This window comes from Novosphingobium sediminicola (assembly GCF_014196525.1).
Taxonomy (GTDB): Bacteria; Pseudomonadota; Alphaproteobacteria; order Sphingomonadales; family Sphingomonadaceae; genus Novosphingobium; species Novosphingobium sediminicola.
In genome coordinates, this window is the sequence record NZ_JACIDX010000019.1 from 56,043 (window position 1) to 69,777 (window position 13,735).

A 13,735-nucleotide genomic window follows, 5' to 3' on the forward strand; every position below is an offset into this window, starting at 1 on the left:
GGCCAGTACGCTGACGGCAACGCTGCTCGTCCTTCCCGCCATGCTGGCCATGAGCGGCGCTATGGCGCAAACTCCTGAGCCTTCCGCCACAATCGCCGGTGCCGCTGCGCAGGCCGAACGCCAGCTCCATCAGAGCTTCACCAATCTCGCCTTCGAGGACTTCGGCCCGGCGCCTGTCAAAGGTCCGATCTATCAGGCGAGCGCCGGCAACCGCATCCTCTATTACGCACCGGAGAGCGGCCATATCCTCTTTGCCACGGTCTATGACACCAATGGCGTCAATGTGACCGCGCTGGCCGAAGGCGCCCGCGTACAAAAGCGCCTGTCCGCCATCGACCCGGCCAGAGCGCTCGTCCTTGGCCCGCCCGATGCCCCGACCATCATCGAGTTCACCGATCCCGATTGCCCCTATTGCCGCGCGCTCGACCGCTTCTGGGCGAGCAAACAGGCCGAAGGCAAACAGGTTCGGCGCCTCATCTATTTTGTTTCCGGGATCCATCCTGAGGCCGCGGCCAAGGCCGAGCATATCCTGTGCTCTCCTGACCCTGCGGCCGGCTTCAAGGCGCTTTACAGCGGCGCGGCGCCCTCGCCGCTCGCCACCTGTGCCAAAGGCCACGCCAAGGTTGCCGATGATGCCGCGCTGGTTGTCAAAGTGGGCATCACCGGCACGCCGACCCTGATCCTTGATGGCAAACTCGTCTCCGGGTTTCAGCAAGGCGAACTCGAAGCCTTTCTGGCCGGCCATGTCAAAGCCGCTCCGAAAGGCGAACCGGCCAAACCTCCGGCACTCCCGGCAAAACCGGATACAGGCTGATCCATCCTCTCAATTTCTGGCGGCCGCTGCGTGGCCTGCGGGATCGCCCGCAAGCCCGGCGGATCGAAATGCCGACGCACGCGGCTCCATGAAGCCGTCCGACACGCGCGCCGGCAGCCAACGGAATTCCCGGCGGCACAGGTTCACGGACGGCTTCCTTGCAGAGGAAATACCACCATGATCAGACTGTTTAACAAATACCCATTCGGCGGCCGGACGATGACACAGATGCTGGCCCAAACCCTGTCACGCTCCGATGTCGCGCTGACCGCCCTTATCGCTCTGGCTGCCACGACCGGCGTGGCCCATGCCTTTGCAGCGCCTGCACAAGGCGATCTGGGTTACGACATTTACGACATCGTCGTGAACAAGGGCGTCAAGGGACCGCTGGGCTTTGTCGGCGGGGTCGCCGCCTTCCTGTTCGGCGTCTCGCGCCTGTTTTCCAACATCATGATCGGCATCCCCACGATCGTGGCGGCGGTCTGTCTGATCAAGTCGGATTCGATCCTCCAGACCTTCGGCATGCTGATCTGAACCATCGGTCCGGCCGGCATGGCGTCGCATGGGCACGAACCTCAACCGCCCCTGCAAACACAGGGTCGGAAAAGCCCCCAGGCCTTTGCCTGAGGTGTAAGCGGGAAGGAGAAGAGACGTGGACGAACGCCTGCCCCAATACCTCCATCGCCCGGTGCAGATCCTGTGGTTTGCCGCGGACGAGTTCGTGCTGGCGCTCTCGGGCATCTTTGTCGCCACCATCGTCGGCGGACTGCCCGGCTGGGGTCTGGTCGCGGCTCTTCTCCTTTTCATCCCATGGAAGCGCTCCAAGCCGCGCGGCTTCCTGCCGCATCTGGCCTGGCGCTGGGGCCTCGTCTCCTTCCCCCACTATCCGGGCCCGACCCAGACCCGCTTTTTCGAGTGAGGTGCACGATGATCTTCCCCAAGCGCCATCGACAGGACGACGTGGATCCCCTGCTCGGCAAGCCTGCCAGCTTTGGCATCCATCGCTACCTGCAGGGCTCGGCCAATCTGTTTGAAGAGAACCGCCTGCTCAAATTCGCCATTGTCGGCCTTTTCGCGATCACCGCCGTGCTGGGCGCCGAGATCTATTCCTCCGACCGGAACCGGCGCACGGTGATCGTGCCCTTCGGCGCGGGCGGCGATCTCTATGTCACCGGCAGCGTGCCTTCGAGCGACTATCTGCGCGCGATGACCCGCAATGTCGTGGCACTGGCCGGGACCTATTCGGCCTATTCGGCGAGCCAACAGTTTCAGGCGCTGCTCGGCATCGCGCACCCTTCGGCCTACAATGCGATGCGCGACAGTCTCAACGCCATTCTCGACGAATTGTCGGGCAATCCGACGCTCTCGATCGCCACCTATATCCGCGCCGATCAGCCTGTCACCTGGACCTCCAACGAAATCACCGTGCCGGTCGAGAAGGTGAGGGTGATCGGCGGCACGATCCGCAAATTCCGGGGCAACCTGCGCATTGGCTACGCCATCGAGAACGGTCGCTTCTGGCTCACCCATCTCATCGAGGACAAGTTCGATGCCGAAACCCGCTGATCATGCACGGGTCACGCACCCGCTCGCGCTCGCCCTTGCCGTCCCGCTCCTCTCCCTTTCAGGCGTCACGGGTGGCGGTGCCCTGCACGCCCAGAATGCCGTGGTCCAGCATTTTGCGGTGCAGAATGTCGGGAATGGGAATCTCCAGCAGCCAAATGCAGCGCCGCACAACATCGAACCGCAGCATATAGCCGATCCGGTGACCTCAGGCCGCACCATTGCCGCGCTGCCCGATCAGACCAGCACCATCCGTCTGTCCAACCGCGATGTGAACCATGTCGTGTGCCTTGGCGGCGAGATCGAGGACGTCAAATTCTCAGCCGAGAAAGCGATCGCCGTTGAGAAGGCCGGGTCGGATGCCTGGATCAAGTTTCTGGTCAAGGAAATCGACGATGCAGGCCAGGTTACCCGCAGCTATGTCACCCAGCCTTCGGAATTCTTCGTCTCGTGCAACGGGGCGATCTATGCCCTCTATGCCGAGCCTTCGCAGATCCCTGCTCAGACCGTGACTCTCGCGCCGGGCAAGGCACAGCGCGCGCGGGCCAATGACGATCTGCTCGGCCCGCTGGTCGAGGAAGAACGCGCGGTCTCGATCACGCTTGCCATGCTCCAGGACCGCATCCCCGCCAGCTTTTCGAGCGTGGCGCCGCGCGCAGGCGCGCTTGCCCTTGCCGCCCTGCCCGGTGCGCGCATCATCGAGAGCCGCCGTGTCGAGATCGAGGGCGCAGGTCTTTCGGCTTCGGAATACCGGGTCGAGGTTGCGGCAGACACTACGCTCGATGAACGCGCCTTCCTCGACCACATTTTTGGCGCGCGGATTTTCGCGGTGAGCGCCGATCATCTGGCGCTCAAGGCTGGAGAGCCGGGGCGCGTGATCGTCGTGCGCCGGGAGGCAGGCCAATGAGTAACCCTCCCCCTCCCGATCCGATGAGCGATAACGGACAGACCGAGGCGCAAACGCCTAGCGATGCGAGCTCCTATCAGGCCCAGCTCAATCGCGCCGCGCACGAAGATGGGCAAGGCACGTCACCTGACAGGGCTTCATCGGCAAATCCGTTTCCCGATTTCAGAGGACGCTGGCAGGCGCTGTCGGCCCGGCAACAGCTGCGCCTCAAGCAGGGCCTTGTCGGCCTTGCGACATTGATGCTGGCTTACGGCCTCTACACCGCCTCCTCACCCTCAAAGAACGAGGCTGCCACCAAGGTCAGCGCAACCAAGCTGGAAATGGGAACAGGCCTGCGCGGCGACAGTCTGGAAACCAAGCTGCACGGCGACTTTCAGCAGATCCGGGAAGGCCAGCAGCAGCTTGCCGAGCGCATCACCGCCATCGAGGAAGGCAAGATCAGTCCTGCCGCCAAACCCGTCAGCGGCGCCCATGATACCGGCGAGTTGCCCCCCGCGCTTCCCGATCTCGACATTCCCGCCAGCCCGCCTGTCGCCGGGCGCAGCCGGCCAGGGGAGCGCAGCGAACTCGACAGCCTGCCTCCGCCGCCCACGAACCTGTCGGTGCAGAACACACCGCCCGCTCCTCCTGCGCCCCCGCAGGAAAAGAGCGTCGGTGCCATCGGTTCTGCCACCAGCAGCCTTCTGCCCGCCGCCGCCGATGGTTCGAGCGCGAAGGATCGGTCCCCGAATGGCGCTAAAAAAAAGACCAGGACGATCTTTTTACCGCCTGGTTTCATGAAGGCGCGGCTGCTCACCGGGATCGACGCGATGGCGAGCCGTGATGCGACGCAAAACCCCGAACCGTTGATTGCAAGGGTTCAGGCCCCTGCCGTGCTGCCCAATGACGTCAAGGCGAACCTCTCGGGCTGCTTTGTCATCGGCAATGCCACCGGCAGCCTCGCCAAGGAGAGGGTCGAGGTCCAGCTCGTCTCGCTTTCCTGTATTGATTTTGACGAGCATTCGGTGGTCGATCAGCCGGTCAAAGGCTTCTTCGTCGATACCGACGGCAAGAAGGGCCTGTCGGGCAAGGTCATCACCCGCGCGGGCGCCGCCCTCGCCCGCACTTTCCTCGCCGGCGCCGCCTCGGGCTTTGCGAGTGCCGTCGAAGGCAGTTTCGGCTCGACCTCGACCTCGGCGCTGGGTTCGATCCGCACGCTCAATGCAGGCGATGCTGCCAAGAGCAGCCTTGCGGGGGGCATTTCCAAATCCTCGGACAAACTCAGTGATTTCTACCTCGATCTCGCCCGTCAGGCCGGTCCCATCGTCGAGGTCGGCGCCGCCAAGGAAGTCGTGGTTGTGATCCAGGAGGGTGTGACCCTCGAGATCAAGCCTGCCGCCGGGGAGAAATTCTGATGCCCCGCCCCCTTTCAGGAGATCAACCCATGCCCACGTCGATGTCCCGTGCAGACGTGCGCCGCAGAAACCGTGGCGCCGCCCGGTTCGCCGCCCGCCGTTTTCCATGCCCGGCTATGGCGATCGCCGCGCTGTCCTTGCTGAACGGCTGCGCGTCCATCGGCTCGATGATGTCGCCCTATAGCGAGAAGTTCTCCTGCAGGAACCGCGATCATGGGCAGTGCATTCATCCCGACCGGGCCTATGCCGATGCGGTCGCAGGCATTCCCTCGCATTCCGATCCCGCCGTCACCCATGACAAGGCGATGCTCAGGGATCGTGCCGGCACCGGCGATGCCACCGCGCCCGCTGCGCCGCAGGCAAAGACGCAGGGCAAAAAACCCGCGCCCTACCTGTCCTATCGCGACAGTCTCTACCGCGAGATGCAGGGCCTGATCGAGGCGCCGGAAACGCCGATGCTGCGCGCCGGACGCACCGTGCGCACACTCATCATGCCCTATTCTGATCGCGAGAGGCCCGACCGGCTCTATATGCCGCGCTACGTCTATTCGATCCTTGAGCGCCCGCAATGGGTGGTCGGCGACTATCTGGCAGGCTCGGCCGCGCCCGCCGCGCGCCTGCCCGTGCTGGGACAGGTGAAGGAAAAGCCTGCGGGCGATCCTGCCGCGCAGGGCGATCCCGCCCCCGTTCCTGCGCCGCCCGAAGGACAGGGCCAATGAGCGCGCCTGCTCATGAGGGCGCGGGCGGCCTGACCTTCGCCCGGCTCCGGCGCTCGGTCGCGCGCGAAGCCTATAGCGACTTCCTGCCGCTCGTCGCCTGGGACAACGAAGAGCAGGCGTTCATCTGCATCGACGATGGCTGGGCCTATGGCTGGGAGCTGACTCCCTCGGCCTATATGTTCGCCCATGTCCAGCAGGCGCTTACCGGCCTCTTCAACATCCATTTCCCCGAAGGCACGGTGCTGCAGCTCCACAGCCTGGCCGATCCGGTGATCGATGACGCGCTCGACGCTTTCCTCGATCTCAAGACCAGGCCCGATCCGCTGATCCAGGCCTCGGCGCGGCGGATGGCCGACTATCTGCGCGCAGGAACCGATGGGCTTGATGCGCTCCACGGCATTCCCCTGCGCGACTTCCGCCTGTTTCTCTCGGTCAAGACAAGGCAGAAGCTGGGACAGGATCTGCGCCGGCAGGTGGAGGAACAGCTCGCCAAACTCGCGATCCGTGCGATGGAGCCGCAGGAGACGGTCAGTCTCTATCGCCGCATTTTCAATGGCCTCACTGCCCATGCTCCGGGCCATTTTGATGATGGCGGGGGTGGAGCGCTCCGCCGCCCGATCCGCAAGCAGATCATCGATGCCGGACCCGACCTTGTCTTTGATGGGCCCGAAGTCTTTCTCGGCAACCAGGTCGCGCGCTGTCTCACCCCGCGCAGCCCGGCCCGCCGCATCACCGCCGAACGCGCCAATCGGCTGCTGGGCGGCATGCGCGGCGCGGCCGAAGACAGCGACCAGATCGGCGGTCCCTTCCTCTTCACTCTCAACGTGCTTTTCGACCATTCGCAATTCGAGATCCACAAGCGCGCCCAGGTCCTTTCCGCGCAAAAGGCCGCCGGCTCCTTTGCCGTCGAGGTCGGCAAGCAGATCGAGGAGATCGGCTGGGTGCTCGACGAGGCCGGAAGCAGCCGCTTCCTTACCATTATCCCCGTCGTCTGGGTCTTTGGCAAAACCCGCGCTGAAGCCCGCGAGCTGGCCGCGCGCGCCAAGCGCCTGTGGGAGGCTGAACCCCTGCCCTGGATGATGCAGGAGGAAAGCTACCTCAATCCCGTGCTGCTGCCGATGAGCCTGCCCTTCGGGCTCTATCCGGAAAAGCGTACGATGCGCCTGCTCGAACGGGATTTTAAGATGCCGGTGAAGGCTGCTGTCCTGCTCAGCCCGGTCCAGAGTGATTTTCGCGGCGGGGGCCGTCCGGCCCTGCTCTATGCCGGACGCAAGGGCCAGCTCGTCACGCTCGACCTCTTCGATCCGCGCATCAACAATTACAATTTCATCGTCTCGGCCGAAAGCGGCGCGGGCAAAAGCTTCCTGCTCAACAATCTGTGCCAGCAATATTTTGCGCAAGGCGCGCTCATCCGCATCATCGATATCGGCGGATCCTATCGCAAGCTCTGCACGCTCTGCTCGGGCCGCTATATCGACATTGGCGAGGAACGCCTCGTGCTCAACCCGTTCGACATGGGCTTTGCCCTCGATGGCGAGGACAAGCAGTCGGCCATCTCGATGGCGGTTGCCATCGTTGCCGAGATGGCCAATGCCGCCACCCGCAAAGGCGTGTCGACCTCGCAGTGGAACCTTTTGAAATCCGCTGTGCAATGGACGATCGAAAGCGGGCGAGCGCAGGACGGTATCGATGCGGTGCGCCAGTGGCTCGGCGCCTATCCCGCTGAAGCGGCCAGCGACCTCGACCGGGTCGAGCATCTCATCCCGACCGCGCGCGAACTGGCCTTCAACCTGCGCGATTTTGCTTCCGACGGGGCTTACGGCCATTTCTTCAACGGCCCCTCGAGCTTCGACATTTCCCGCGACGAATTTGTCGTGCTTGAACTCGAACGGCTCAAAGCCATGCCCGATCTCTTCAATGTGATCGTCATGGTCGTGGTCAATGCGGTGACGCAGGAGCTCTATCTCTCGGCCCGCGACCGGCCCCGCTTCGTGCTCTGCGACGAGGCCGCGCAATTCCTCACCCGCTCGGAAGGGCAGGATCTCTCGCGCCTCGCCGAGGCCTTCGGCCAGGGCTATCGCCGCGCCCGCAAATATCAGGGCAGTTTCGGCGTGGTTCTGCAAAGCCTCAACGATCTGCTGCTCTTTGGCGGCACCGGCCAGGTGATCCTCGAGAACGCCGCAACGCGCTTTCTGCTGCAAGGCTCGACCTATGCGCAGGCAGCCGAGAACAGGATCATCGACTATTCACCCTTCCTGCTCGATCTCCTCAAATCGGTGCGCAACGCCAAGCCCCATTACAGCGAGATCTTCATCGACAGCCCGCTGGGTGTCGGCATCGCGCGCCTCGTCGTTGATCCTTTCTCCTACTGGATCAACACCTCGGCCCCGCGCGAGGTCGCCGCTTTCGAGAGCCTGATCCGGCAAGGCGCCAGCCCGCTTGAAGCGATCTGCCATCTGGCCGGGGTCGATCCGGCCGAGATCCTCCCCAACGAGAAGGATATGCAACCATGAACGGACGCAAGCCTCATCCCGACCAGCTGCCGATCCTCTATGGCCAAAGCGAGTCCCCCCAACCCTTGCCCCCGCCGCTCACCGCCCTCGAAGGCGAACGCGAGGCGATCCGCTGGCGAGCGCGCCTCGTCTTTATCGAGAGCGTGATGATGGCGGCGCTGATGCTGGGCGCCGGCCTTGCCATGAACCATGGTTTCCGCAGCGCTCTGCAGAACGCCGTGCTGGTCGGCATCGCCTGCCTGCTGACCGGCATGCTGCTCATTGGCCTCTCGGCGCTGGCAAGCCGGTTGCTCATGCGTTTGTCGCGCCGGCGGCAGGCGCTCCGCAAGGATCGGAGCGACAAGCTGTGAGCGGCGGCAAGACAACGGTGCCCCGCAGCTTTGCCCGTCTGGCGCCGAACCCTGACGATGCCGAGGATCGCCTGATCGAGGATCTGTTCGATGTCTCGGGCGGGGACGGGGCAGATGGCCAGGATCGGCTGGATATGGCTGACGAGGCCCTGGCGCTGACAGCAGGCCTTGCCATCGCCTGCCTCGCCCTGGCCTCCGGCCTGCCGCCGATGGCATCGGGCGTGGCCGGCCTCCTCGCCACCTGCATCACCGGCTTTACCGCCATGCCTGCCTGGCGGCCATGACCACCCCGGCCTCCACAGCCACCCACGGCAAGGGCGGTCGCATCAGGCCCCGCGCCTTCCTGCCCCTCTGGCTGCTGGCGCTGGCCCTGCCCGGCTTCGCCCATGGCGAGGTTTCCAAGATCGGACGGACCTTTCCGATCGCCGAAGCCGATGCGCTGAGCGAGATTGAAGGCAAGGTTGCCGCCCAGCCCGCGGGCATGGCCAGCCGTTTCGGCCCGATGCGCCAGTGGCAGGCGCTGCGCTCAGCCCCGCTCGCGCCCGCCACCATCAACCGGACTAGGTTTTCCGTGCCCTTCCATACGCTCGAGGAAGACATCCGCCTGCCAGACGGCAAGCTGCTCTATGCCAAAGGTTACACGTTCAACCCCTTGAGCTATGTGACACTGTCCCAGCGCCTCATCATTGTGGCGCCGCGCGATCTCGACTGGGCATTTGCCCGCGCGAAACAGAGCGATTTCATCCTGCTGACGGCGGGTGGGCCGAAGGATGGCGATGCTATCACATTAAGCAGGAAGAAGGCCCGCGCCCTTTTCATCCTCGAGCCACGGGTGAAGGAACGCCTTGGCCTGACCTTTGCCCCGGTCATCGTCCATCAGGTCGGTCAGCGCCTCCAGCTCGACGAATATCACCTGCCGCCCCGGAGGGCAGGCTCATGAAGCACCACTCCCTCGCCCTCGTCGCAAGCGGCGCGCTGCTTGCCTCGCTCGTCGCAGTCACCAGCCCCGCACACGCCTCCAAGTGCGAGGCAGGCACCGTCTTCAACCCGATCACCAAGGTCCGCTGGTCCTGTATCTTCCCGATCACCATCGGCGGCGTGCGCATCGGCGGCGACAGACTCGACAAATCGCTCGACGCGCAAAGTGCCTCCAAGCCGCTCTGCGCCTGCCGCAAGGGCGCCGGCTTCTGGTTCGGGCTCAAGGTCAGCTTCTGGTCGCCCAGCCGCATGGTCGATGTCGTGACCGAGCCGGGCTGCATGATGGGTCTGGGCGCGGATCTGATGGCCACCCGCGGAAGACTTCAGGGCAGCCAATCCTCGATTGCCGACGGCACCAACACGCAAAAGCTCTTTGCCCAGATGCATTATTACATCGCGCCGGTCTGGAAGATGCTCGACATGTTCACCGACCTGCCCTGCTTTGCCGACGAGGGCTTCGATGTAGCACTCATCACCGAGGTCATGCCGACCTGGCAATCAGGGACACTGGGCGCGATCATCCAGCCCGAGAGCATCCTGTTCGGCAATCCCGCCGCCGGCCTTGCCTGCATGGCCGACAGCGCAGCCGCCGCCGCAGGCACCACGCTCGACCCCTTGTTCTGGTGCATGGGCAGCTGGGGCAACACTTACCCCATCGCGGGCGACATCCATTTCAGCGACAGTGTCGAGGCCTGGGCGGGCCTTGCCGCGCGCGGCATTTTCATGATGGGCCGGCTCGGGCTCTCGACCATCTCTTCAGCTGACGGCTGCTCGTTCAAGGCCCAGCCGATCTGGAGCAAGAGCCGCTACAAGCTCCAGATCATGGAGCCGGTCAAAGGCGGCAAATGCGTCAATATCGGCCGCCCCGGTTCGCTGTGGACCTCGGGCAAGCGCGCGCCGGGCAAGGACAATGCCCAGTTCATGGTCTTTGAGAAGACCATCTGCTGCGCCGGGATTGCCACGCCATGAGCCCCCCTCTTCCCCCATTCTGCGAAGCCGAGCCGGACCTGGATCGGTCTGCCCGCCACAGCCCCCCTGGCAGTCCGGCTTACTGCGCAGAAGGAGCGACGCCGCCGCCTCTCAGCGGCGTCGCTCCACCCCCACTGCCTAGCGTTGACGCAGAGCTAGCCGCAACCGAAATGCGGCCAGTGGTTCCGGTCGCGGTTCTGACCTGTTTTGAAGGGCAGGCCGTCTTCCGAATCGTGGCGGGCGAGGAACCCGCGCTCCCGCACGGCATGCTGTTTCGCCTGCGCAAGGGGCAACGCCTGGTGACAGGAGGCACGCAATGACCAGTTTGCGCCACATCCTGATCGCACTGCTCCTGAGCGCCATCAGCCTCACGCTCACCGATGCGGCCCACGCCCAGACCGTAGAAGACCGCGCCCGTACCGCCGCATCAGCAGCCCAGGCGAAAAGCGGCACCAGCGAAACGCTCCGCCGGAATTACCTCACCCCCGCTCTGGCAGGCAACGGTGTCAGCACCGTCGATGGCAGCCAGAGTTTTACCCCCACCATCGCCTGCCGGAAGAGCGCGACCATGCTCGAACTGCTCGCCCAGCCCGCCGCCGGCGGTGATATCGGTACTTTCACCATCTCGCGCGACAGCAATCTCGACGGATCCTTCGATGAGGCGCTTAGCGTACCGAGACCCGTCTCAGGCGTCTGCGCCAATGGCATCATCGCCTGCGATCCCGGCAGCTGGAACAATTGCCGGAATTTTCAATGGGCAACCGGAACGACTGGAAATCTGAAACTCACCGAGGTCGATCTAAGCCAATTGGCGGGCTGCTATTGCATCAACAATGCCTGCGGCAGCAATCTGGTCTGGGGCAATATGGCCTCGATCCTCAAAGATCTGGGCGGCGGCGTGGTGGGCGCGCTCACTTCGGCCGACCCGCGCATCGGCGTGCTCGAAGCCAGCGTCGATGGCCCGCTCATCCGCTATAGCGGCACGCAGACCACGGCCTGCGCATCAAGCCCTTCGCTGGCCGTCAGCAGCTATGCGACCAATCCATCAGCGCTCTCCGGCGACGCCTATGCCGCCGCGCAGAGCAGCAGCGTCTTTCAAACTCTCGCCGGATCACCCGTCGGAACCGGCAGAACCTCCTCCTCACGCGATTGCACCATCACCCGAAATCTGACGCTGACGGCCATCTCGCTCGATGATGTGATCCAGCGCGCCTCGGGCGGCTATGCGACCTCCAATCCGACGCCCGGCAGCGCCGATTTCCTGACGGGCTCGCCCGGCGACAACTCGCTCCATGGCGGCTCCTGCACCCTCTTCGACTATCATATAACGCTTCATGTCGAGAAACCCGAGCGGCTGAAGTCTGTCACCATCCCCGCATGGTTCGCCGATGACTGGGGACAGGTCCGCATCGATGGTGCGCTGATTTCCTACGGGCCGGGCGCCTGGACCGGTTCCGGCAATCCGCCCGGATCCTGCGATCGCGGCCGCACCAGCTATTTCTATCCCGACATCGACCTGATGCCCTGGATGACCAAAGGCGACCATACCATCGTCTTGCGCCTCGCGGTAGGCGACCGCGGCGAGGGTAATCTGCAGGTCCATGCCGAGGTCGATACGTCCTGCGAGCTTGCCGAAACACTCACCGATGCCTGCATGGGCAATGCCGCCGATCCGACCTGCACGCTCAAGAGCGAGAGCGTCGATGGTGTCGAGACTTTCCGCAATGGCGTCGCCACCGGCCTGCGACCGCTGGCCCAGACCAGGATTGTGAGTTCAGCCAGTTGCTCGCAAAGCGTGACGCGCAGCTTTTTCGAGAAGGAGCGGCGCTATCAATGCGTGGCTACTTCCACCACGCCGGACCTTTCACGCGCGACCTATATCATCGACCATTCGAGCCCAAACCTGCTCGCCGACCGCATCACTGCAAGTGACGGCACGGTCTCCGCCACGACCCGCGCCTTTGCCCTCCCGGGCCAGGCTTCGGTGGCCAGTTGCGAGGCCATCTGCAAAACCCGCGCGCCCAAAGCCAACAATGATGCCGCGGTGGATGGCGTGGTGGGCGCAAAACAGAATGCGCCGACCGGCTATGACACATTCTACCATAGCTGCGGCAGCGACAATGTCTGTCCGCTTGGCGCTGGCGAGGAACTCGTCAGTGCCTGCGGCTGCCTCGATGATTTTCCCGAAGCGGCAGTGATGATGCAGAGCCTGCGCCTTGGCGGGGCCGATCTGGTCTGCACGGCGAGCCGGTGATGAACCGCGCGCCTTCCCCCGCCCGGCACATCCTCCGGCACCTGATCCTGCCCGCGCTGCTTGGTGCAGGCAGTCTGCTCTTCACCATGCCCGCACGGGCACAGTCTCAGGCCGAACAGCTCTGCGCCGCCGATCTCAACGGCAATGGCGATGCCGCCGATCCGGGCGAGATCGCGACCTGCACCGCGATGACGGGCAGCACTTTTCTCTGCCCGCTCGGGCAAGTCACCTGCACCGCCGATGCGCAGGGCGACTATAGTTGTCCCCTCGGCAGCCTGTATCCATGCCTGACGCCTGACAGTGGCGGGACGCCAGCCTGTTCGCCCAATGCCTGCACCCCCAGCGCCGGCGCCATCACCACCAGCCCGGTGGTCGACGATCTCGGCGCTGCCAATGACGGCACGCTCGATGAGGCGGGCAATTGCAATGGCGCGATCGAGATCTTTTCCGGGCGCGCTCTGCGCTGCCGACCGGCGGGTCTGCTCACCACATTTTCCAACTGCTGCCGCAATCGCGGATCGATCATCAAGGACGGGACCGGTTCGGCGCTGACCTCGCTCTCGACCAAGATCGCGGTGGCCAAAGGCGTGTTCTCGGGGATGCGGGCAGCCTATGCCGCGTTTCAAGCCGGAGCCTCGGCCAGTCAGGCGGCAAGTGCAGGGGCCGGCGCCATCATCGGCATCGATCCCACCTCGCTCGCGATCAGTCTGGCGATCAATCTCGTCCTCGAATTCCTGCTCTCGGGCTGCGACCAGCAGGACATGGAAGCAGGCATCCTGCGCGGCTCGGGCATGTGCCACGAGGTCGGCGCCTATTGTTCTTCGAGCATCCTTGGCATCTGCATACAGAAGTCGGTCGGCAATTGCTGCTTCAACACCAGGCTCGGTCGCATCATTCAGGAACAGGGCCGCCCGCAGCTCAAATCCTTCAACAGCATCGGCTGGGGCAGTCCCAAGAGCCCCTATTGCCGGGGCTTTACCCCCGAAGAGTTCCAGGCGCTCGATTTCAGCAGGATGGATCTCTCCGAATATTATTCGGACCTGACCGCCAAAACCCAGAGCAACATCCAGATCGACATGAAGGAGCGGATCGATGCCTATATGCAGACGGTCATACCCTAGATTGTGCCTCGCCCTTGCGCCGGTCATGCTGTCCGCAACCGCGCTGGCGCAGGACAGGGCTGCGCCAGGTAGCGCGGACGAAAAGGCGCAGGGCGATGCTGCAATGGAACGCCTGAAAACCGCCATCGCCGCGCGGCAAAAGCACGAACCTGC

At 64.1% G+C, this 13,735-nt stretch carries 15 protein-coding genes; 14 read left to right on the forward strand and 1 reads right to left on the reverse strand.

Translation table 11 applies throughout. The annotated features are described in order from the left end of the window. The first annotated feature begins 40 nt into the window (after positions 1–40). From GGR38_RS20170 to GGR38_RS20185, 4 genes are all read left to right on the forward strand, one after another. Positions 41–814, forward strand: coding sequence for a DsbC family protein (locus GGR38_RS20170; RefSeq protein ID WP_183628199.1), 774 nt, complete (start codon positions 41–43; stop codon positions 812–814). A gap of 228 nt (positions 815–1,042) precedes the next feature. Further along, positions 1,043–1,348 carry a hypothetical protein gene (locus tag GGR38_RS20175; protein ID WP_425497077.1) on the forward strand — a complete coding sequence of 102 codons (306 nt, stop codon included), beginning with the start codon at positions 1,043–1,045 and terminating at the stop codon, positions 1,346–1,348. 118 nt (positions 1,349–1,466) lie between these two features. Next, entirely contained in the window at positions 1,467–1,733 is a 267-nt protein-coding gene (locus tag GGR38_RS20180) for a type IV conjugative transfer system protein TraL (RefSeq protein ID WP_168603471.1), read from the forward strand. Between the two features lie 8 nt (positions 1,734–1,741). Further along, positions 1,742–2,380 carry a TraE/TraK family type IV conjugative transfer system protein gene (locus tag GGR38_RS20185; RefSeq protein WP_183628134.1) on the forward strand — a complete coding sequence of 213 codons (639 nt, stop codon included), beginning with the start codon at positions 1,742–1,744 and terminating at the stop codon, positions 2,378–2,380. Between the two features lie 58 nt (positions 2,381–2,438). Here GGR38_RS20185 and GGR38_RS24475 read toward each other — a convergent pair whose 3' ends face one another. Next, positions 2,439–2,567, reverse strand: coding sequence for a hypothetical protein (locus GGR38_RS24475; protein ID WP_281379474.1), 129 nt, complete (start codon positions 2,565–2,567; stop codon positions 2,439–2,441). A 12-nt stretch (positions 2,568–2,579) separates the two neighbouring features. On the opposite strand from GGR38_RS24475, the gene GGR38_RS20190 reads away from it, so the two are divergent. The 10 genes from GGR38_RS20190 to traN all read left to right on the forward strand — a co-directional run bounded on the left by GGR38_RS20190 (position 2,580) and on the right by traN (position 13,582). Then, the gene (locus tag GGR38_RS20190) at positions 2,580–3,284 is read left to right on the forward strand and encodes a type-F conjugative transfer system secretin TraK (RefSeq protein ID WP_343059183.1); all 705 of its coding nucleotides are present in this window, start codon (positions 2,580–2,582) and stop codon (positions 3,282–3,284) included. Next, the gene (locus tag GGR38_RS20195; protein WP_246405091.1) at positions 3,281–4,678 is read left to right on the forward strand and encodes a TraB/VirB10 family protein; all 1,398 of its coding nucleotides are present in this window, start codon (positions 3,281–3,283) and stop codon (positions 4,676–4,678) included. The genes GGR38_RS20190 and GGR38_RS20195 overlap by 4 nt, the downstream gene beginning before the upstream one ends. Before the next feature lie 116 nt (positions 4,679–4,794). Next, a complete protein-coding gene (locus GGR38_RS20200; RefSeq protein WP_183628204.1) occupies positions 4,795–5,397 on the forward strand; it encodes a TraV family lipoprotein in 603 nt (200 codons plus the stop codon). Then, entirely contained in the window at positions 5,394–7,910 is a 2,517-nt protein-coding gene (locus GGR38_RS20205; protein ID WP_183628138.1) for a TraC family protein, read from the forward strand. The genes GGR38_RS20200 and GGR38_RS20205 overlap by 4 nt, the downstream gene beginning before the upstream one ends. After that, positions 7,907–8,260: a hypothetical protein gene (locus tag GGR38_RS20210; RefSeq protein WP_183628140.1), complete on the forward strand. Its 354-nt coding sequence runs from the start codon at positions 7,907–7,909 to the stop codon at positions 8,258–8,260. Before GGR38_RS20205 ends, GGR38_RS20210 begins: the two co-directional genes overlap by 4 nt. Continuing rightward, entirely contained in the window at positions 8,257–8,544 is a 288-nt protein-coding gene (locus GGR38_RS20215) for a hypothetical protein (RefSeq protein ID WP_183628142.1), read from the forward strand. The genes GGR38_RS20210 and GGR38_RS20215 overlap by 4 nt, the downstream gene beginning before the upstream one ends. Then, the gene (locus GGR38_RS20220) at positions 8,541–9,200 is read left to right on the forward strand and encodes a conjugal transfer protein TraW (protein ID WP_246405093.1); all 660 of its coding nucleotides are present in this window, start codon (positions 8,541–8,543) and stop codon (positions 9,198–9,200) included. The genes GGR38_RS20215 and GGR38_RS20220 overlap by 4 nt, the downstream gene beginning before the upstream one ends. Then, positions 9,197–10,207, forward strand: a complete 1,011-nt coding sequence (locus GGR38_RS20225; RefSeq protein ID WP_183628144.1) for a TraU family protein — start codon at positions 9,197–9,199, stop codon at positions 10,205–10,207. The genes GGR38_RS20220 and GGR38_RS20225 overlap by 4 nt, the downstream gene beginning before the upstream one ends. A 316-nt stretch (positions 10,208–10,523) precedes the next feature. After that, the gene (locus GGR38_RS20230; RefSeq protein ID WP_246405094.1) at positions 10,524–12,461 is read left to right on the forward strand and encodes a hypothetical protein; all 1,938 of its coding nucleotides are present in this window, start codon (positions 10,524–10,526) and stop codon (positions 12,459–12,461) included. Continuing rightward, positions 12,461–13,582, forward strand: a complete 1,122-nt coding sequence (gene traN / locus GGR38_RS20235) for a conjugal transfer protein TraN (RefSeq protein ID WP_425497075.1) — start codon at positions 12,461–12,463, stop codon at positions 13,580–13,582. The genes GGR38_RS20230 and traN overlap by 1 nt, the downstream gene beginning before the upstream one ends. The last annotated feature ends 153 nt before the right edge of the window (positions 13,583–13,735 follow it).

Excerpts from the sequence above, each read along its gene's own strand:
- GGR38_RS24475 (WP_281379474.1), bottom strand. The coding sequence starts at position 2,567 with ATGCTGCGGTTCGATGTTGTGCGGCGCTGCATTTGGCTGCTGGAGATT.
- GGR38_RS20195 (WP_246405091.1), top strand. The coding sequence starts at position 3,281 with ATGAGTAACCCTCCCCCTCCCGATCCGATGAGCGATAACGGACAGACC.
- GGR38_RS20205 (WP_183628138.1), top strand. The coding sequence starts at position 5,394 with ATGAGCGCGCCTGCTCATGAGGGCGCGGGCGGCCTGACCTTCGCCCGG.
- GGR38_RS20225 (WP_183628144.1), top strand. The coding sequence starts at position 9,197 with ATGAAGCACCACTCCCTCGCCCTCGTCGCAAGCGGCGCGCTGCTTGCC.
- GGR38_RS20220 (WP_246405093.1), top strand. The coding sequence starts at position 8,541 with ATGACCACCCCGGCCTCCACAGCCACCCACGGCAAGGGCGGTCGCATC.
- GGR38_RS20185 (WP_183628134.1), top strand. The coding sequence starts at position 1,742 with ATGATCTTCCCCAAGCGCCATCGACAGGACGACGTGGATCCCCTGCTC.
- GGR38_RS20210 (WP_183628140.1), top strand. The coding sequence starts at position 7,907 with ATGAACGGACGCAAGCCTCATCCCGACCAGCTGCCGATCCTCTATGGC.
- GGR38_RS20230 (WP_246405094.1), top strand. The coding sequence starts at position 10,524 with ATGACCAGTTTGCGCCACATCCTGATCGCACTGCTCCTGAGCGCCATC.
- traN (WP_425497075.1), top strand. The coding sequence starts at position 12,461 with ATGAACCGCGCGCCTTCCCCCGCCCGGCACATCCTCCGGCACCTGATC.
- GGR38_RS20200 (WP_183628204.1), top strand. The coding sequence starts at position 4,795 with ATGGCGATCGCCGCGCTGTCCTTGCTGAACGGCTGCGCGTCCATCGGC.
- GGR38_RS20175 (WP_425497077.1), top strand. The coding sequence starts at position 1,043 with ATGCTGGCCCAAACCCTGTCACGCTCCGATGTCGCGCTGACCGCCCTT.
- GGR38_RS20170 (WP_183628199.1), top strand. The coding sequence starts at position 41 with ATGCTGGCCATGAGCGGCGCTATGGCGCAAACTCCTGAGCCTTCCGCC.